11 protein-coding genes are annotated in these 19345 nt (G+C 50.6%); 6 read left to right on the top strand and 5 right to left on the bottom strand.

What is annotated here, in order from left to right; translation table 11 throughout:
• Window positions 1–11: 11 nt before the first annotated feature.
• The 3 genes from Q0294_RS00530 to Q0294_RS00520 form a co-directional block, all read right to left on the bottom strand.
• Window positions 12–4070 carry a DUF4175 family protein gene (locus Q0294_RS00530; protein WP_299459540.1) on the bottom strand — a complete coding sequence of 1353 codons (4059 nt, stop codon included), beginning with the start codon at window positions 4068–4070 and terminating at the stop codon, window positions 12–14.
• Window positions 4071–4243: 173 nt separating this feature from the next.
• Window positions 4244–6793 carry a vWA domain-containing protein gene (locus Q0294_RS00525; RefSeq protein WP_299459537.1) on the bottom strand — a complete coding sequence of 850 codons (2550 nt, stop codon included), beginning with the start codon at window positions 6791–6793 and terminating at the stop codon, window positions 4244–4246.
• A 34-nt stretch (window positions 6794–6827) separates the two neighbouring features.
• The gene (locus Q0294_RS00520; protein WP_299459534.1) at window positions 6828–9089 is read right to left on the bottom strand and encodes a BatA domain-containing protein; all 2262 of its coding nucleotides are present in this window, start codon (window positions 9087–9089) and stop codon (window positions 6828–6830) included.
• A 313-nt stretch (window positions 9090–9402) separates the two neighbouring features.
• Between Q0294_RS00520 and Q0294_RS00515 the strand changes: the two genes are divergently transcribed.
• The 5 genes from Q0294_RS00515 (at window position 9403) to arsC (ending at window position 15679) form a co-directional block, all read left to right on the top strand.
• Window positions 9403–11472 (top strand): FAD-dependent oxidoreductase, encoded by a 2070-nt coding sequence (locus Q0294_RS00515; protein WP_299459531.1) that lies wholly within the window; start codon window positions 9403–9405, stop codon window positions 11470–11472.
• A gap of 98 nt (window positions 11473–11570) precedes the next feature.
• Window positions 11571–13082 (top strand): DUF1570 domain-containing protein, encoded by a 1512-nt coding sequence (locus Q0294_RS00510; RefSeq protein WP_299459528.1) that lies wholly within the window; start codon window positions 11571–11573, stop codon window positions 13080–13082.
• Window positions 13083–13108: 26 nt separating this feature from the next.
• Window positions 13109–13942 carry a sugar phosphate isomerase/epimerase gene (locus tag Q0294_RS00505; RefSeq protein WP_299459525.1) on the top strand — a complete coding sequence of 278 codons (834 nt, stop codon included), beginning with the start codon at window positions 13109–13111 and terminating at the stop codon, window positions 13940–13942.
• Window positions 13939–15354 carry a sulfatase-like hydrolase/transferase gene (locus tag Q0294_RS00500; protein ID WP_299459523.1) on the top strand — a complete coding sequence of 472 codons (1416 nt, stop codon included), beginning with the start codon at window positions 13939–13941 and terminating at the stop codon, window positions 15352–15354. The genes Q0294_RS00505 and Q0294_RS00500 overlap by 4 nt, the downstream gene beginning before the upstream one ends.
• The gene (gene arsC, locus Q0294_RS00495; protein ID WP_299459521.1) at window positions 15335–15679 is read left to right on the top strand and encodes an arsenate reductase (glutaredoxin); all 345 of its coding nucleotides are present in this window, start codon (window positions 15335–15337) and stop codon (window positions 15677–15679) included. The genes Q0294_RS00500 and arsC overlap by 20 nt, the downstream gene beginning before the upstream one ends.
• Window positions 15680–15738: 59 nt before the next feature.
• Here the strand turns inward: arsC and Q0294_RS00490 are convergent, their stop codons facing one another.
• The gene (locus tag Q0294_RS00490; protein ID WP_299459519.1) at window positions 15739–16389 is read right to left on the bottom strand and encodes a hypothetical protein; all 651 of its coding nucleotides are present in this window, start codon (window positions 16387–16389) and stop codon (window positions 15739–15741) included.
• A gap of 320 nt (window positions 16390–16709) precedes the next feature.
• Here Q0294_RS00490 and Q0294_RS00485 point away from each other — a divergent pair, with 320 nt between their 5' ends.
• Window positions 16710–18023: a Gfo/Idh/MocA family oxidoreductase gene (locus Q0294_RS00485; RefSeq protein WP_299459518.1), complete on the top strand. Its 1314-nt coding sequence runs from the start codon at window positions 16710–16712 to the stop codon at window positions 18021–18023.
• 100 nt (window positions 18024–18123) lie between these two features.
• Here Q0294_RS00485 and Q0294_RS00480 read toward each other — a convergent pair whose 3' ends face one another.
• Entirely contained in the window at window positions 18124–19236 is a 1113-nt protein-coding gene (locus Q0294_RS00480; RefSeq protein WP_299459515.1) for a type II secretion system F family protein, read from the bottom strand.
• Between the last annotated feature and the right edge of the window lie 109 nt (window positions 19237–19345).

The raw sequence follows: 19345 nt of genomic DNA, 5'->3' as shown, positions 1-19345 counted from the left end.
GAATCGGATTTTTATTTACTGTCAGATTTCGATTTGGCAATGGCTTCAAAATAATGCTTGATCAAGCGGGCATACTCCGGGTCGGTTCTGCTGGAGGATCCTTGCAGAATTTCGGTATCGAGATTACCGGGGAGTTCTCCCCAGTTGCGATTGGACATGGCCTTCAACTTTGTTTTGAGTTGCGTGAAGTCCACGCTGGTTCTGGCGCCGCCCCCCTCGCTTTCGCCTTGCCCCTTTCCGGGAGCCATATTTTTAGAAGCCGTTTGCGATTGCTGTCCTTGGCCGGGATCTGAACCTTGTTGCGACTTTGATTTCAGTTCCGTAGCGGCTTGCGAAAGGGATTCTGCGGCCCGCTTGAGCGATTCGGCTGCTTCTTTCGAGGAAGAGGGCTTAGAAGATTTACCGGATTCAGACTGCTGACTTTGATTTTTCGAATTTTCAGCCACCTGTTGTTCTGCGGATTGCGCATCGTCACCAGGTTCTGATTTTCCCTGGCCTTTTTGTTCGCTGGAGTCAGAAGGTTTCTGGTCAGTCGGCTTGGCCTGTTTGGGTTCTGCATTCGAATCGCGGGGCGTCGTCGGATCATTTTGGGCCATTGCCTGATCGTCGGCTTTGAATTCGGGACTCTGTTCCAGTTGCTTCTGGGCGTTGCGAAGTTGCGCAGCTGCATCGGTCACCTGATTGCCTACCTTTTCGGGAACAGGAGACTCTTTCTGTTTGCGAGCACTGGCTTGCTGGGTTTGTTGTGCAGCCGCCTGCAACGCTTTGGCTGCCTCGCGCGCCTGTTCTGCTGCCCGTGTGAGGTTTTCTTCAGAAAGACCTTCGACTGCTTTCTGCATGGCCTGGCTCGCATTCGCCGTTTTTTCCTGGGCCTGTTCTGCCTGGCGTCCTTCTTTTTTCAGTCCAAGCGGATCAGTTTCCAGCTTGTTGGAGGTCTCTGCCAACTGCCTGGATAACGCTTCTGTCTGCTGTGCCAGAGCCTGCTGCGTATTCTTCACTGCTTCCTGTCGTTTCGCTTCTGACGTGGATGCGTTCTCCATTTTTCCTGCGAGTTCCTGCTGCAGGTTGGCCATCTGTTCGGCCTGTTCCAGGAAAGCGTCCCGCTCTGTTGATTCCTTATTTTGTGCCTGATGAGCCTGCTTGATTTCTTCAGCCACCTGCGAAGCCCGATTGGCGGCCTGACTGGCTTCGTGTAACTGTCCCGCATTGGCAGCCTGTTGTGCTTTGATTGCTTCTTCCGCCAGTTGTGTGGCTTTACGGGTCGGCTCCGATTCGGGACCAAACTGTTGTGCGGTTTCCAACGCAAACTGGGCCGCGGCTTCGGCCAGCGCCTGCTGCTGTTGTTGTAAATCAAAAACGGATTCAGGTTTTGCCTGATTCTCTGCGGCGCGTGACTTCTCAGAACTCATATTCGTTTCAGCAGGTTGTACGTTTTTCGTCGGCTCGGAATTGGCGGCTGCCGTTGCTGCCGTCGGTGGCGCTTGGGCGGGAAATACTTTTGATGTTTGTCCCGATGAAGTGCTGGGGGGCGGCGACTTTTCAGCAGCTGGCTGACTTTCATTTTCGGGAACGTTCTGAGGTTGAGATTCCTGAGTAGCAGGTCTGCCGGCTGAGACCGGCGCCTGTTGCTGGATTGCTTCTGCTAATTGCTGTTGGGGTTCAATCAACTGCGCGGTTTGATTCACCAGCGAATCGAGTTGCTTCAATTGAAAATTCCGAGCGGCATCAACCAGTTCCGGTCGGCGTTTCAGTAAATTGTCCAGATCCTCGGAAAGACGCGACTGTCGATGCTTCAGTTCCGCCTGAAGTTGCGCCAGTTCCCGTTGCATTTCCGGTGACCGGTTTTGAGGCTGCTGGTTCTGCTTTTCTGCTGCGGGCGGAGCCTGTTCGGTTTTCTCTGCAGCCGGCTGTTGCTTGTCATTTGCATTGGGCTGCGCCATTTGTTGTGGCTGCTGTGCGGAGTCCTCGACTTTGTTATTAAAGGCGAGCAGATCATCGGCGAGATGATCGGTTTCTTCCGCGAGCCGATTCAGATTCAGTAAATCATTTTCCAGATCCACCAGTTTTTCGTACTGTCGGGTCAGGTCGCTGAGTTTCTTTTCCGTAGCGGTCATCGCCGGAGAGACCGGTTCCAGTGTTTTGTTTGCCTGTTTTGTCGTTTCTGAATCCGCAGATGTTTTCAAGGTATCATGATTTTTTACGAAATCGGTCCGCGCGATATTTTGCGTCTGCTCTGCGAGTTTCTGGTACAGGGGGAGTTGCAGAAATTCATTCGCCAGTGTTTCGAGCCGCTGTGCGAGTTGGCGTTCAGCCAGGGCCTGTTCCTGCAATTCCTGTTGATCGATGGCTTTTAACGGATCTGTTTCAGGCGTCTGTTTCAACGCGGCGATTGATTGATCCACCTCGCTATGGTGTGTTTTATACTCCTGTTGAATTTTCCGAAGTTCATCACGCAGTTTTTGCTGGCGGGAAATAACGCCTGCGGAAAGCTGCTGTTCGGCGTTTTTATCAATTCCAAAAACGCGGGGCGTTGACCAGACCACATTCGGCGAGGGAACTTCACGGTTGTCTGCAGCACGAACCCGATAAGTGAAGATCTCAGCCTGTTCGGCCTTCAGTTCCGGGAGATCAATTTTGAATTCATAATTGACAACCGGTGTGCCTAGAAATTCGGCAGGAACTTTGATGATGGTCGGTTTTTCATCCAGCTTCTGAACATGCAGTTCCAGTTCTTTGACAGAAAAATCATCCGTCACTTTAACGGGGACCGTCAGCGTTTCGCTTGGCTTGAAGAATTCAGGCTGATTGTAAATGGCGAGTTCCATCTCCGGAGCACGGTCCGGCAGCACTTTGACGAGATGCTCGGATGTTTTGGTCTGCAGATTACCCTGCTGACTTTTTAACTCGATGTGAAACAGAAAGCTTTTGTTATAAACCGGCAGATCCATTTGCGCCGTCAACAGGTCTTTGCTTAAAACGAATTCCTTTTGTTCGACCGGGGGCCGTTCTTGGGCATCGGCGCCGGCTCCGTACAGCTGATACTGAAGCGTGGCTTCTGCGACGGGGCGATCAAAGGTCAGGCTGATTACGAGCTGGCTCTGTTCGAGCACGCTGATCTCACTGGGAAGAACCGTGAATTCCTGCTGCTTTGCCTGAGTGTATCCGGGCGGGGTGACCACCAGACGGGTATCCGTAATGGAAGGAGGTTCGGCAATTTGAATCGTATACTGCTGGCTGCGGCTGCGTTCGGTAGAGATGCTGTATTGAAATCCGCTGAGCAGATGAGAAAACTGCGTCTGATATTGTCCGGCTGCCTGATCCAGATCCATGCGTCGGGAAAATTGTTCGCCTTTCGCATCTTGCCATTCAATCCAGACTTCATTAATCGTGCCGGGCTTTTTGGTATGCCAGTGCGGCGTTGCGACAATTTGCAGATCTTTCCCCCGCGCGACCGTTTCATCGCCCGGCTGCACTTCAAAGTACAGCGAACTGACAGTGGCGAAGTTGCCCCAGGGAACAACACTCCGCGAGAGTAAAAGCCGATACGCGTCCGGCCAGAACAGCAGGGGAGTTAAAAATATCAGAATTGCGATTCCGGCACTCATGATGAATCGCATGGTTCGATCAGAGGGGACGGAATCAGAAATATTGAAGGTCGAGAGAGAGGCAATCGTTTCTTTGGCCAGATGTTCCCGCATCAAAACTGAGCTGGATTCATTGTGCGCCGATGCCAGTTCCAGAACTGAAGTCAATCGTTCATTGAGGGTTGCTTGAGATTCCTCCACGATCGCAGCCAGTTCCACCGGAGTTCTTTTGTGGAAAACACTCCGCAGCATGGCGAACCAGATACAGCCGACTAAAACAGTGACGGACAGCGAACTCATGATAATTCGCGATTTAGTACCCAGTGAGAACAACAGATCCAGACTGATCTGCACAGCCACCAGACAGACCAGGACCAGTACAATCAAGCCGAGACCGCGGAGCAGGGCCAGCGAACGGATTCTGCGATCAAGCTGGTTTAACTGCCGTTTCAATTCGTTGACAAATTGATCTAACTGCCCATCCATAGTTTATCTCAGCAGGAAGTGGTTGTTCAATAATTTCACTGCGAACGCGCTACGCTGGCCGGGATCTCATGCTTCAAAAGGGCCGGAGTTTCTTCGCAGACCGGTTACCCTGATATTGTAACAAGATCTGGCGTTAAATAGTGATGAAAAAACGGTTTGAAGCCCAAAATCTTTCAAGGCAAACCATTCAGTTTACGAATGGCCCACTCGACCGTGAGGATACCCATGATCAGAACCAGGATAAACCAGTGGTCCCACAGAGTGAATTCGTCCTGATTGGTCGTTTTCTGGTTTAAGGAGGGAATCAATTCCAGCAGTTGATTGATCGTCTGAGGCGTCAGCAGTTGACCGCCGCTGGATTCCGCGATTTTCGAGAGCAGTTGGGGGTTGGAAGAGAGGTTTCCCAGTTCGATGGTTTTGATTTCATGGACAAACAGGGGTGTTGTAATGGCTTTTCCCGTCGCGACTTCCGGTGACGTGATCAGCTTCAGTTGATATTCCCCGGCCGGCAGCGGGGGAATATTGGCTTCGTGAATGGAGGGCTGGCTTTTCTGCTTGCTCAAATCAAATGAAGCGATGATTTTTTCCGGATCGGTGACTTTGTAAATGGCGACGCTGGATTTCACATCGGGGAATTTAGCCAGATATTCCTGTGTCCAGCGCGCGGTAGCCGTTGAGATTTCTCCAGCGTCGATGTCGGTTTTCGTCAGACTGAATTTGACAAATTCATTTCCCGCAGCCGCCTTGTTGCGTGCCGCCGAACGTGCCAGTTGTCCCCAGAAACGATGGTGGTAGCGATCACCGACGCGAAACCGCCAGCGCCAGGTACTGTCGATACCAATCCAGATGACCTGCCCGGAACCATACTGGCGTTGAATGATCACACCATCTTTGTCTTCATCCAGGGGCGCATTAAACGGAGAAATACCATAAGCCAAAACGTTGGCGCCGGGTTTTAAGTCTCCCTGCAGGAACCAGAGATGACCGGGAAGTTGTTCCCAGATCTCACGATTGATTTCCGGGTTCACGTCAAACTGAAACAGCGGTTCGGTTTCCCCTTCCGGCGTCAGCCTGAGACGCATGCCCCGTTCGGCGGGAGGCACTTTGAATGTCCCCTGATTCCAGTCGACGACTTTCAGATTTTTCAAAGGCAGCAGTTCATTCAGAATTGCCGATTGATGCGCCAGGGGGAGATATTTTTTTCCCGCCAGCAGCACCAGGGTGCCTCCCTGATCTGCGACGAACGTTTTAATCTGTTTCCAGTTTTCCTCTTTCAGGTGCTCGGGAGAAACATCGCCGAGAATAATCAGGTCTTTATCTCCGTACGGATGTGATGTGTCTTCCTGGTCCGGTTCAGCGAATTGTGGCGGAGTTTTAATCAACAATTGATTCGGGAAAAAAGGCTCAGGCAAGAGCCCCATGTAGGGTTGTTCAAACAGGACCTGTTGCAGGTCAATCCGTTTGTCACGCTCCAAAGCATTATGTAAATAACGGAATTCCCAGCGTGCCGTCTCTTCGACGAGCAATACGTGTGATTTATCATCGACAAAGTTAATCGCAAAGTCTTTTGCGTTATTATCCTCGCGGGTTTCCCCCGGCAGAATCTCTGTTTGCAGCGTGAATTCGTGCCGCCCCGGTTTCTCCGACTCCAATTCAAACTCAAGTTGTTGACTGGCACCTCGAGAGGTAAACTTTTTCACAGCCACTTCACGATCATTTTGTTTCAGAATCACCGTGATTTCCTGCCCTTCGTACCCGTTTGTGCCGATGCGGGCTTTGAGCAACGGTCGATCATCCTTAAACGCAGTCTGCGGATAATCCAGGGCCGCGACAGAAATGTCTTTGGGCTGGTAAGTTGATCCGACAATCACAGGGTAAATCGGGATCTGCATCTGGCCCAGTTGCTCCGCGGTTTTGACAGGATCGAGCTGGCTGTTATCGCGACCGTCCGTCAGCAGGATATAACTGGAAATCGGAGCGGAACCGGTTTCCGAACTGCCGGACGAAGATTTGAGAGCCTGTGAAAGATTCGATAATTCCATATGGACCTGATCAGGAACTTCAGTTAGCGCTTTCTCTAAGATTTGCTGATCGGTCGGAACCGCATCGCCTGCAAACAGAACGAGATCGACGTGCCCTCGTTCCTTTAATTTCTCCAGTATCGGATTCGCAGGATTCAACAGCAGTTTTTGTGCGATTTCCTTGCGGGATAACTTATCGATTTCTTCAAAGACCGCTTGAAGATTCTGTTTGCGGCTGTCGGCCAGTTGGGCTCTTTTTTCCGGATTGGCGGTTTCGTTTTCGTCGACCCATTGTGGTTCTTCCTTTGCGTCATACGCTGTTTCCCAGCGATCAAGGCGACTGTCGATGTTTTCATTACCGATGATTTTCAGGGCGCGCGCCAGCCGCAGTTTTTCCAGATCGCTGGCGTGACGATCCTGCGTGTTCATACTGTCGGACACGTCGATTGCGACCACCAGTCGCCCTGTTTTTTCGGTATTGAAGGACCAGGTCAGAACCGGTTCCAGAAACGTAAGTAAAATAAACAGCAGTGCGACAACGCGCAGGGTGATCAGCGTATTTCCAATGGCAGGAGAAACCAGGCGCCGTTCATAGCGAAAGAGCAGAAAGATGGTCACCAGCGCCAGCACAACGGCGCAGACGCCAACGATCGTCCACCCGCTTAATTCGAAACCATTTAACTGGAGGTGCCTTTCACTCATTGCAGCAGATATCTTAATACGAAATTATAGGGAATTACTTTAATTCATCGGGGAGAGCGGCGTGGCCACCTTGTACCAGGCGCCTTGTCAGAAACATCTCGCCAACCATTAACAGCAGGAAAATCAATAAGAGAATGCGCCAGAATTCGGTTTCTGAGACATCCGAAAACATGGCCTGTTTCAGTTCATCCAGCGTTTTGAAAAATGTCAGATGATACTCCTCTGACAGTGTTTTCTGTTGTGCTTCCGAAAGTGGGGTCAGATCCGATTCACTGCGATCAAAGTTGACGACAAATCGATCTGCTTTAAGTTGCGTTTCTTTTCCGGGCTTGGGATTCAGGGCATACACGCCGGGGAGCGAGGTGTTTTCACAATGAAAGGTGGCGCCATGCGGAGATTGATCAATCGTGCCTGTCGCGGGTTTTTTATTAGGATCCAGAAATTCGAACTGGTCAATCGTCGTTGCGGCAGGCACGGGGACGACGATGGGTTCGTCGGTATTGAGATTGCGAAACACGCGACCAGAGGATAGTTCGAAAACGGCTTCATGCAGGAAAGGGACATAATCGGGCTTGGCAGGCAGGTTATTCCAGTCTGCATCGAGCGAAGAGGTCATCAGCAGGACACGACCGCGCTGATGATTCATAAAAAGCATCAGCGGTTTTTCGTTGGTCAACCGGGCAATTTCGATGGGAGCCGACTGAGGCGGCGCCTCCGGTTTTTCAGTCTGATCGTCTTTTGGTGGTGGTTGGGTCACGTTTGTCGGGGAAACGTCCCACCACTGATTAAAGCGGGCGGATGTCAGACCGTTGGCATAAGCGCCATTAAACCGGGTTAACCAGGGAGTTTGCAGGCTGTCCGATTTGATTTGAATCAGATTTCCAAATTCAGCACCTCGGTTCGATTCAAGTGCCTTGATTTCCAGAGGAATTAAACCTTCCGGGTGGAACAGCAGTTTCTGGTATTGTTCGGCATTGATCTGATCTCCCAGCGCGATCAGAACGCCGCCCCCTTCGTGATTGACAAAATCAATCAAAGCGCCTGCCTGCACTTCGGTGAGTGTATCCACATTGGCCAGAATCACCACTGCCTGATTTTTTAAAATTTCCGGCGTCAACTGCTCTTTCTCGATGACGGTGGTCTGAATCCAGGGGGTCCGATTTGTGGGGGCCATCAATGCCAGGTTTGCGAAAAAGACTTCACTGCGTGTCGCATCAAAGTTGGGGGTGCCATCAACGAGCAGCACAGGCAAGGCACTGGTGACATGCAAAGCCGCGTCAGATCGATCATCTCCCGGAAGTTGATCCGCATCGATCACGACACTGACAACGTGTGTCCCTTCTTCGTCAAATCGATGCTGGAACTCGACTGCCGCCTCGCCATGATTTTCAATTTTGACCGATTGGGTATTTTCTTTGATGCGCTGCCCGTCGACTTCGAAATAAACAGGGCAGATCCGGGTTGGTTCGAGGCCATCATAGCGAATCGTCGTAGAAATTCGCACGGGGAGATTTTCTACGCAGACTTCACGTGACACCGATAACTTGTCGACCCGCAGATTTGACTGCAGACCCTGATTTTTTTCGCCTGCCACATTCGTCGCCCACAGATTAATGGGAACCGCCGACTGCTGGAGCAGATCATTGACCTGTTCCCAGAGGATCGTATCCTGCGGCGTCCAGCAAAAGGCCTGATCGTCGGTCAGAACAATAATCTCTCTTGCCAGATTCGAGGTCTTGCCCAGAGTCTGAATGGCTTTGGAAATCGAGTTTGCCAGATTGGATGATCCGGAAGGGGGGGGAAGCTGATTTAATTTTTCACGCACGGTTTCAAACTGATGTGTGGGCGACTCGGTGATGAGCCGCGGTTCATTGCGGGCATCGATGATGGAAATGGTATCGCCGGGGTTCAGTTCTTCCAGAAAGTGGTGCACCCATTGGATGGCAGCAGAATGAGGCGTGGCTGCTTCGCCTTCCCAGCCCATGCTGTAGGAGCCGTCAATGACAAACACGACATCGCGGGACTGTGTCGAAATATATTTTGATAAAAAACCTCCGGAAATCCAGGGGCGGGCCAGTGCGAACGTGATGAGCGCGATGAGCAACATGCGAATGGCAAGCAGCAGCCAGCCTTCCAGCCGGATTCTGCGTCGCGTGCGTCGTCCGAGTTCCAGAAACTGCATCGCCCCCCATTGGACGATGTCATAACGTTTACGACTCAGTAAATGCACTAAAATGGGCAATGAAATCCCCAGCAGGCCGAGTAGCATCATCGGATTGAGGAAATCAAATGTCATGAATGCCTGCTGTATATGCGAGATGGATGAGGATCGGGCATGGGGACTGTTGAAAAAAAGGAACAGAGATAATTATATGTTCAAATCGTCGTAAATGGTATTGCTTACATAATTAACAATTTAAGTCCGACTTAAAATCCAGATTTGCAGTGAACCGGTTTGGAAATTCTTTCTGAATGATTATGATGGACTAATCGGGCTCGTGTAAACATGTCCGGTACTTTTAACTTCCGATTAAAAAAAACTCTGAATGCGTGATGAGGTTGATGGAATGCTATCAGGTAATACGAAAATACGCGGGTCTGTGTTAGTAATGATTCTGTTATTCGTCTGTTCCAGTACGACGAAGGCGGATGACATCAAGCCTGATCAAATTGAATCTCACTATGATATTGTGGTTTATGGCGGAGCCTCGGGAGGCATTGCTGCAGCGCTTCAGGCAAAACGAATGGGGAAATCAGTGCTGTTGATCGAACCGGGAAAGCATCTGGGAGGACTTTCTTCCGGAGGTCTGGGCGCGACGGATATCGGAAATAAAGCAGCCATCGGGGGCATTGCCCGCGAATTTTATCGTCTGCTGGGAGACTATTACAGCCGGGACGAAGCCTGGACTTATCAGAAACCAGGTGAATACAAAAGCCGCCGCAGTAAAGGTGCCGAAGCCGAAATGTGGACCTTCGAACCACATGTGGCGGAAGCGACGTTCGAAAAAATGCTCGCCGAGCAGTCTATTCCTGTCTTAAAACGCCAGCGTCTGGATCTGAAACAGGGTGTGCTAAAAAAAGAGGGCCGCATTGTTTCCATCAAGCTGGAAAGCGGTCTGGTCATTCGAGGGACCGTGTTCATCGACGCGACTTATGAAGGAGATCTGCTGGCCGTCGCCGGGGTCTCCTATCACGTGGGCCGCGAGTCGAATGCGACTTATGGTGAGACATTAAATGGAATTCAGACCCGCAACGCCGTCTATCATCAGTTTGTGAAACCGGTTGACCCGTATGTGGTTCCCGGAGATCCGCAGAGTGGTTTATTGCCGGGAGTACAGCAGGAAGGCCCCGGCGGCGCAGACGGAGACGGCGATCATCGCGTGCAGGCCTACTGTTTTCGCATGTGCACCACCGATGTTCCGGAAAATCAACTGGAATGGGTGAAACCCGAAAATTATGATCCTCGTCGTTATGAATTGTTGTTGCGGAATTTCGAGGCCGGCGATTTGCGTGTTCCCTGGAGTCCGACTCTGATGCCGAACCGAAAAACCGATACCAATAATAACTTCGCGATTTCCACCGATAACATCGGCATGAATTATGAATATCCGAATGCCGATTATCAGAAACGCGATCAGATTATTCAGGATCATCTCACTTACCAGCAGGGGCTGATGTGGACGCTGGCAAATCATCCGCGTGTTCCCGCTGTCGTGCGGAAACAGTTTCAAACCTGGAAACCGGCCAAAGATGAATTTCAGGATACGAACGGCTGGCCTTTCCAGCTTTATATTCGCGAAGCAAGACGTCTGGTTTCTGAATACGTGATGTCTGAAAAGAACTGTATGTCGGAAATCGTGGCGGAGGACAGTGTGGGGATGGGAGCGTATACGATGGACTCGCATCATCAGCAACGCTACGCCATCAACGGAAAAGCATGGAACGAAGGGGACGTTCAAGTCGGCGTGCCGAACCCGTATCCGATTTCCTATCGCTCGATCCGTCCTAAAAAAGAAGAATGCCAGAACCTGCTGGTTCCTGTAGCGATGGCTGCCTCGCATATTGCGTATGGTTCGATTCGGATGGAACCGGTGTTTATGGTACTGGGACAATCCGCGGCGACCGCCGCCTGCCAGTCGATTGATGCGAAACAAGCCGTGCAGGATATTGATTATTCCCAATTACGAAAACGGCTTTTGCAGGATCAACAGGTGCTTGCCTGGGAGGGACCGCGTCGCGTGCCACCGATTCAAGCGGCTGCATTATCAGGGATTGTCGTGGATGATCGAGATGCCAAAGCGACTCCGGGCTGGAAAAAAAGTTCATCAGGTACTCCCTATGTGGCATATGGATATCAGCATGACGGAGATGCCGGCAAAGGAGAAATGCAGATGACTTTTACCGCAGAGATTCCAGTGAGCGGCTTGTATGACGTTCGTGTTTATTATGCACCCAATTCCAATCGGGCTACGAATACGCCGTATACTGTGATGAGTTCCCTCGGTTCCAAAATCATTAAAGTGAATCAGCGGCTTAAACCCAACCAGGACCAATTTCATCTGCTGGGACGATTTCCATTCGAAAAGGGAAAACAGGAAATTCTGATGATTTCCAACCAGGGGACTGACGGGCACGTGATTGTTGACGCGCTGCAGCTTGTTCCTGTTGAATCGAATTAAATCCGAGTCGAGAGACAGACTCATCGAAAAACAGTAGAACAGACTTCGTGACAGAAGGAAAAAACATGCAGAACCGTGTTTTCAGATATAGATTTATTGTGTGCGTTCTCATTTTCATGTCTGCGTTCCAGCTCGGAAGTCGGCAGCTCCAGGCGGATCTGTTTACTTACGTAGATGAGTCCGGTCAGACCGTGACGATTGAAGCCATGCTGTATGGCTCCGGAAAATCTCGCGGCGAGATGCTGCATGCCTTATTAAAGCCCGATGGATCGATAAAACTTGTTCCGCAGGGAAAAATCCAAAAACGCGTGCTCAAAGCGGCTCCAAAACCTTTGACGGTTACAGAAATGTCTGAGGGGTTATCAAAGAAATTTGGTGCCGAGAAGTTTCGCTTTCACCTGCAGAGTCCCTTTCTGGTAGGCATTGTGCTGGCTGCACCTCTGGATGGGTCGGACAGAACAGAACTGCGCGTAAAAACGTTTCTAGAGAAGGCGGGGCGTTTTTTGGTCAACGTGGAAGTGATCTTCGAAACGTACAGTAAAAAGATGGGGATCGAACTAACGGACTATGAATTTCCCATGGCGATGCTCATCTTCGAATCCGACGACGATTTTGAATCTTATGCGAAGGAAACGACTTCGCTGGGCGCCGGCGTTTCAAATGTCCTGGCCTATTATTCCGGGATTTCCAATAATTTGATTCTCAGGATGAGTGAATGCAGTTCGTTCGAAACGCCGTTGCACGAGGCGATTCATCTGCAGACATCCAATCGCGGGGTCGCGAAGCGATTAGCGCCGATTCCCACCTGGTTTATGGAAGGTATCGCGACCGGCTTTGAAGGAAAAGGGGACCGGATCAATGTCAGCCCGGATCGGATTAATTCACATTATGCCCTGATGTCGGGAATTGCAAAATTGCTGAGTTGGGGAGAAGTGGTTGCCCTGGATGGCGTATTTCGCGGGAGTATTTTGTCTGGAGATGCCTACGTGCATGCCTGGGGGCTGCATTGGATGCTGGTCAACCAGTATCCGAAAGAGTATCTGGAATACGTTCAGAAACTTTCGATGAAAGAACCTTTTGAAGAGTCATCGCCGAAGCAGCAGTACGAAGAGTTTGTCGAAATCATGAAAGTCAATCCGGATTCTCTGCAACTGAAGTTTAAAGTCGAACTGGTGCAGGCGATTCTGAAACAGAAGGTGAAATTGCCTCCTCTGGACGACAGAACCGTGCATCTGGAAAAACATAAGCAGGAGATGGCCATTGTGAAAATGACGGCAACATCTTATTCTCCGCTTGCTCCTCCACGGATCGAAGGTTGGCTGCAGAATATTTCTCCATTCCGTCCGATGACGTTTCATGTCACGGTGCAGACGGATGCGGGTACTTATGCAGAGTGGTATCTGCCTGATGTGGCGATTCGTCAGAAAATCAAATTGAAAGCAGAGAACGCCGATCATTTGATGCAGGGAGGTAGAGGGGGCAAGTGGCAGAGCTATCATGTCGAAGTCGAATCGGCTTATCCTGGTAGTGATACCGCTCAAGAATGGGCCACTGGGAAATTACCTGTTCCCGTCGTTTCGCGTAGAGAACAGGTCGTTCCCTCGAATTGATACAGCAGACAAATTGAAGGGCTAAAATGAAGCTTTCACTTTCAGTGAGGATCGCTGAAGCAGCCTGTAAGACGAAATTGAATATCCCCTTTCCCGAAATTGCCGCCATTGCGGCGGAGTTGGGGTATTCTGCTTTGTGTATGCGGGCCAGTGTGGCAGGCGTCCAGAGTTCGCAGGCAGAACTGGAGCAGGTGCGCTCGATTGTAGATCAGGCCGGGCTCGTCGTTTCGATGGTTACTGCTGACTTTAATATCCCACAAAATAACAATCAGGCTCCGGATGCACTCAAGAATATTGAACCGAGTCTGCATGTCGCCGAAGTTCTGGGCAGTCGCATGGTCCGAGTCTGTTTGAAAACCGAGGCAGATATACCCCATGCGCAACAAGCCGCCGATCTCGCTGCCGCGCGGGGCATGCAGCTGGTGCATCAGTTTCATCCGGCTTGTCTGTTTGAAGAAGTGGCGCAGTCAGTTACTGTTTTAAAACAGATCAATCGTCCGAATGTTGGTTTGATTTATGAACCGGCAAGTTTACTGATGTGCGGCCAGGAGTATAGGGAAACAACGCTCAGGCAGATTCTGCCGTGGCTGATGAATGTGTATGTGCAGAATCTGGTGATCACCGCCGATGGCCCGGATCACCTTGAGACCTGGTGTCTGGGAGATCGTCCGTTTCAATTACTCCCTTACTGGGATGAAAGCGGGCGGGGCATTGATTTCCGGCAAGTGATGTCCGGGTTAAAAACGGTCGGCTACGATGGCTTTTTTACCGTGCATCAGGCGGAAGGTATTGTAACTTCAGATGACGCGCGGGCGTATGCGGTCCGGTGTAAAAAATGGGTTGATTCTCTTGAACCATGATCGGTACCAGCGATTCCATGAAAAAAACGTTCGTAATCAGTTTTGAACAATTACCCGCGTGTATGCTGGGCTGTTACGGTCATCAATGGATTGAAACTCCTAATTTTGATCGACTGGCTTCGCTTTCCGTGCTGTTTGATCAGCATTTTGCCAACGATCTGTGCACGGCGCAAAACTCGTTTCCCTGGTGGACCGGTCAAACCATTCCCCAGGCATTGGGAACGCAGGAGCAAAACCGGAGTTCTCTCATTTCACATCTGAAAAAACAGGGCATCGAATCGACATTGCTGCTGGAGTCAGACAGTGAAACCGGCCGGAATGCAACGACAAGAGCACAGGAACCGTTTTTCGCAGAGTTCGATCATGTTGAATCGGTAGCGGGACAAAATGGATTCAAAGTCAGCGAAGCAGAAACTCCCGTGGCGCAATTGATGCAGGCCGCGATCGACCGGCTGCCGGAGTGGATGGGAAATACACAGGATCAATTAATCTGGATTCGTTCCGAAGGTGTTCCGCTGGAGCCGCTCGCTCCGGAATTTTTCGCAACGCTCTATCTCGATGAAGTGCTCGACCAGGGAGCAGACGAGGACGAACTCTCAGATGAAACTGCTGCAGCCGGGGAACTTGATCCGTTAGACGCCGATGATGACGCGGAAGCAGACGACGATCTGGAAACGGACCTCGATGCAGAGGACTGGCAGGAATTAATCACGGTTGTCGCGGAGTTGTTTACCAGTCCCGAGGAGTGGATCGAACTCGATGAGCATGAACGACAGATGGCACGGGTCGTCTACGCCGGTTATGTGACGCTGCTCGATCAATGGTTGGGGCGTCTGCTGGATCAACTGCTCGAATATGCAAAAACGCAATCAATACTGTTGATCGTAACTGCCGCCCGGGGCGGGAATGAACTTCTGGGACCGGACAGACAGGTCGAGAACTGGGGCCTGTTCGAAGAAATGAGCCACGTGCCTTTGTTGATTTTTGATTCAGAGAATGAAGAGCAGGGAAACAGACGGCAGTTTCTGTCGCAGCCGGCAGATATTCCCGTCTCACTGTTGAGTTGGCTGGGAGTTCCGCTGGAGAAGGTTTCGCATTCCGGAAATAATTTACTCGATGTGATATATGATCGAGGCCCTTTTCCGGAGCCGGTGATTTATGCTGCCAGTGATCGGGCGATTGCATTACGGACTGCCGAATTTTATTATCTGCAGTTACGAAACCAGCTCCCGACACCGGATGCAGCAGACGCCACGATTTCGAATGAAAGACTGGAAAAACAATTGTATCAGAAGCCGATCGACCGTTGGGATGTCTATGAACAACATGCGCAACTGCCGGAAATCGTAGCACAGTTGTCTGCGCAGCTTGATGAAAAAAGAACAAAGCACCATGATCAAAATTTATCATAATCCGCGTTGCGGTAAGAGCCGGCAGACGCTGGCCTTGATTGAAGCGGCCGGCATTGAGCCGCAGGTGATCGAATATCTGAAAACGCCACCCACGGCGGAGGAACTGGATTCCATTCTGAAAAAACTGAAGATGGAGCCGCAAGATTTAATGCGGAAAGGCGAAGACATTTATCGGGAACTGAAACTTGAGGAACGGAAGCTTTCGCGCGAAGCAGCGATTGCCGTCATGGTGGAACATCCGAAACTGATGGAACGGCCGATTGTCGTCAAAGGGCGGCAGGCAATTCTCGGACGGCCTCCCGAGAATGTGAACGAACTGCTCTAAGCATACGCTTAATGCTGGTTGTCATTCACTGAAGCAGGCGCAGAGGCAGGTACGACGCCCTACATATTTCTGCCCACAAGCAAGCCGATTGAGAAGGTCAGCGTCGCAAAGATGAGCAGAATGATGACCCAGGCTCCCGTCGGCAGCTCGAATTTGACTGAACGCTTCAAATGTCTCTTCTTTTTTTCGGCCAACACATTCGAAGCACGTTTCTGTGCGAGGCTGGCAAGACTGGCCAGTTCCTGTTCATGGTTTACTTCAGCCTGATCGGGGGCAACTTCCAACTGACTGACCGGCGCCAGGGGAGCTTCCGGATGCTGAGCCGGATTCGCTTCTTCCCTCTGCGGCGGAGCCACGATCTGGTTGACCGGTTTCACGGGTATGGCTTTAAATGCTTCTTCTGAGAGGGGGGCTTTCATCTGAGGGGCTGGTGTCACAGGGGCAGGGTGTTGCAAATGGAGTTCCTGCACCGAACTCTGTTTTTTTTCGATTGTGACGTTCGCACCAATGCCTGCCAGCTCATCCAGTGCATTCGTCAAATCGGCATCTTTCAGATTCAATCGGGGCTGAGGAATGGGAGCAATCTGTCCATCCAGACCGGGAACGCGTACCGATAAACCGCAGGTCGGACAATCAACAATCTCACCTGCTTTAGAGTGTGAGATTCCCATGAGCTGATCGCAATGTTGACATCGAAATTTGATAGGCATGCTGCAAATACTTCTATAGGTCTTTGTTCAATGGATATCTGTCACTGTGGTGGAATCTATCGTTATCCGACAGATTCCCCCTCACCAGCATTCCTGTAAATAACGGCAGGAATCGGAGTTTACTACTCATTTTTCCCGTCTTTCAATCCGGAACGGGCCGACAAATGTGGCAGAAATGCGTATTCTCTGTAAGATGATGGGATATTAAATGCCCTTTTACCTGTTATAATAATAGACAGTCAGTTGTACGGAATAAATCCATGAACTGAAATAATTCAAAAGTTCTCATTTGTGAATGAGTTAAAGCAAGAGGTTTTTTTGTGGACGTAGAGGAATTTCTGAAACGAGATGTCAATCGCCGTCAGTTCCTGGATCGGAGTGCGCGGAATGCCGCCGGTATGGCCGCCGGTGTTGTTGGCCTGACCAGCACTATGACGCTGGCAAACAATTCACCCAATGAGCGAGTGGTTTTAGCCGGCATTGGCGTCCGCGGACAGGGGAAGTTTCTGACCTCCAGTATGGCTGAGTTTCCCGATGTCCGCATCAAAACGATCTGTGATATCGATGAATCGGTTGCGCCTGCTGCGATCAAGTCGATCGAAAAAGGGCAGGGCATTGCGCCGCAATTTGTTACGGATTTTCGCAAGGTGCTGGACGACCCTGAAATTGACGGGGTCGTGATTGCCACACCCGACCACTGGCACGCATTGATGGCAATTATGGCGTGTCAGGCCGGCAAAGATGTTTACGTTGAAAAACCGGTTTCACATAATCTGACGGAAGGTCTGAAGATTGTTGAAGCCGCCAGAAAACATCAGCGCGTGGTTCAGTCCGGGATTCATCAACGCAGTGGAGCCCATTTTCAGTCAGCCGTGGATTTCGTGCAAAGTGGAAAACTGGGTGAAGTCAAACTGGCCAAAGCCTGGATTATTCATCGCCGGAAACCAATCGGTAAAAAGAAAAATGAGCCGGTTCCTGCAGGCGTCAATTATGACCTCTGGCTGGGACCTGCTGCCAGCCGCCCGTTTAACCCGAACCGATTTCATTACAATTGGCACTGGTTCTGGGATTACGGGACAGGTGAAATGGGAAACTGGGGAGTGCATATGCTGGACATTGCACGCTGGGGCCTCGGTGTTGACCTGCCTGAGCGGATCTCAGCATCGGGCGGAAAATATTTCTTCGACGATGATCAGGAAACGCCGGATACCCAGGTCGTACAATATAACTATCCGGGCAAAACCATTGTGTGGGAGCATCGTCTCTGGAGTGTGCACGGCATGGAAGGCCGTAATGCCGCCGCCGCCTTTTATGGCGACAAAGGAACGCTGGTCGTGGATCGGGGGGGCTGGAAAGTCTACGATCAGAAAGAGGCTGCGACTTCCGGCACCAGTGATCAGGCTGCAACACACCATCGCAACTTTATTGACTGCATCAAAACTCGGAACAAACCGACCTCGGATATCGAAATCGGCCATATTTCAAGTGCTTTGTGTCACCTCGGCAATGTCGCTTACCGGGCCGGACGGGAGATTCAATTTGACACGCAGCAAAATCGCGTGATAGGCAATGATCAGGCAAACGCACTTTTGGGACGGGAATACCGGCAAAACTGGGAGCTGCCTCAGATTTAAAAAACGTCCGCCAGATCAACGGAGTCATAAATAAAAACTTCCCGACAGTGAATGACTGTCGGGAAGTTTTTTTATTGTAGTCGCTTTAAAAAATTGTTTATTACGGAGTACCCGTTTGCTGGTACAGGTCTGTGGTGCTGTTCAGACTGGCGGATCCACCGGAATGGAAGAAGTCAGAGAGTTCTACAATCGCCGGTCCCAACAGGAAAATATAAATCGCCGGCATCAGACAGAGCACTGTGGGGAACAGCAGTTTGAACGTCGCTTTGTTGGCTTTTTCGTCAGCACGCTGCTGCAGACTTTCGCGAATGTTATCACTATATTCCTGCAAGGCGGAAGTGACGTCGGTTCCCATTTGATCGGTTTGAATCAGCAAGGCTGAAAACGAATGGACTTCGGGAACATCAATACGTTTACTGAAATTTGAAAGTGACTGTGAAAACGTTCCAATCGAAGCTTGTTCGATCACGATTCTCAATTCTTGTGCCAGAGCCGGATATACTTTGCCCAGTTCGCTGCCGACTCGTTTTAAGGCGTGAGGAACTGTCATCCCTTGAGACACGCACATGTTTAACATGTCTAACATGTCGGGAAAACCCTGTTCGATTTCACTGCGACGGTCAGAGGCCTGGCTGGTGATCACCAGGAAGGGAACCGCCCAGACCAGAATAGGTACCAGGACCATTGCAATCAGGATGGGAATTTCAAATCGCTCCGGGGCAAGCAGCAACACGATGCCGAAGAACATGAGTGTGCCCAGAATTGACAGATAGCGAATGGCTGAAAAGTTCTGCTGCGCGTGTGGTTGATAGTAACCGGCCGCCTGCAACTCTGTTTTCGTTTGCGCGCGTCTGGCATCAGATTCCGGCATCATCTCAGCCAGAGCAGGGGTCGCTGAACCAAAGACATAGTCATCGGTTCCCATCGCTGGTACGTCACCTGCTTCTACCTGGGGTAATGAAACCTGGGCATTCTCACCTCTAAAGTTAAATCCGCCATCGGAAAACAGTTGTCGTTTTTCCCATGTGGCAGATGTAGAACTGGCAGAGGAAGTAGAAGGTAATAATGAAATGACCTCAGGCTTCGTTTCCGCTGCATGCGTTTCATGCTCGGGAGTTTGCGGAGTTCGCTTGCGAACGATGCGATACAGCATCCACAGGATGACGACACCGCAAGCTGCATAAAAGATTGTGATCGTGATTGGTGTAAACATTGGATTGCCCTCGCCGTTTTTCGGCAGGTCTCTGTAATTTTAGTTTGATCAGGTACGTTGACTTGTTTTCAAAACTCGCAGGACCCATAAAGATCCAACAACCTGTAAT

It is taken from the genome of uncultured Gimesia sp., from assembly GCF_937919775.1.
In the GTDB taxonomy this organism is placed as follows: domain Bacteria; phylum Planctomycetota; class Planctomycetia; order Planctomycetales; family Planctomycetaceae; genus Gimesia.
This window is presented reverse-complemented; position numbering and strand designations above follow the sequence as displayed.

Bases quoted from the DNA above. Each gene is read 5' to 3' on its own strand.
- Q0294_RS00515 (WP_299459531.1), top strand. From the start codon at position 9,403: ATGATTCTGTTATTCGTCTGTTCCAGTACGACGAAGGCGGATGACATC.
- Q0294_RS00530 (WP_299459540.1), bottom strand. From the start codon at position 4,070: ATGGATGGGCAGTTAGATCAATTTGTCAACGAATTGAAACGGCAGTTA.
- arsC (WP_299459521.1), top strand. From the start codon at position 15,335: ATGATCAAAATTTATCATAATCCGCGTTGCGGTAAGAGCCGGCAGACG.
- Q0294_RS00525 (WP_299459537.1), bottom strand. From the start codon at position 6,793: ATGAGTGAAAGGCACCTCCAGTTAAATGGTTTCGAATTAAGCGGGTGG.
- Q0294_RS00500 (WP_299459523.1), top strand. From the start codon at position 13,939: ATGATCGGTACCAGCGATTCCATGAAAAAAACGTTCGTAATCAGTTTT.
- Q0294_RS00490 (WP_299459519.1), bottom strand. From the start codon at position 16,389: ATGCCTATCAAATTTCGATGTCAACATTGCGATCAGCTCATGGGAATC.
- Q0294_RS00480 (WP_299459515.1), bottom strand. From the start codon at position 19,236: ATGTTTACACCAATCACGATCACAATCTTTTATGCAGCTTGCGGTGTC.
- Q0294_RS00520 (WP_299459534.1), bottom strand. From the start codon at position 9,089: ATGACATTTGATTTCCTCAATCCGATGATGCTACTCGGCCTGCTGGGG.
- Q0294_RS00505 (WP_299459525.1), top strand. From the start codon at position 13,109: ATGAAGCTTTCACTTTCAGTGAGGATCGCTGAAGCAGCCTGTAAGACG.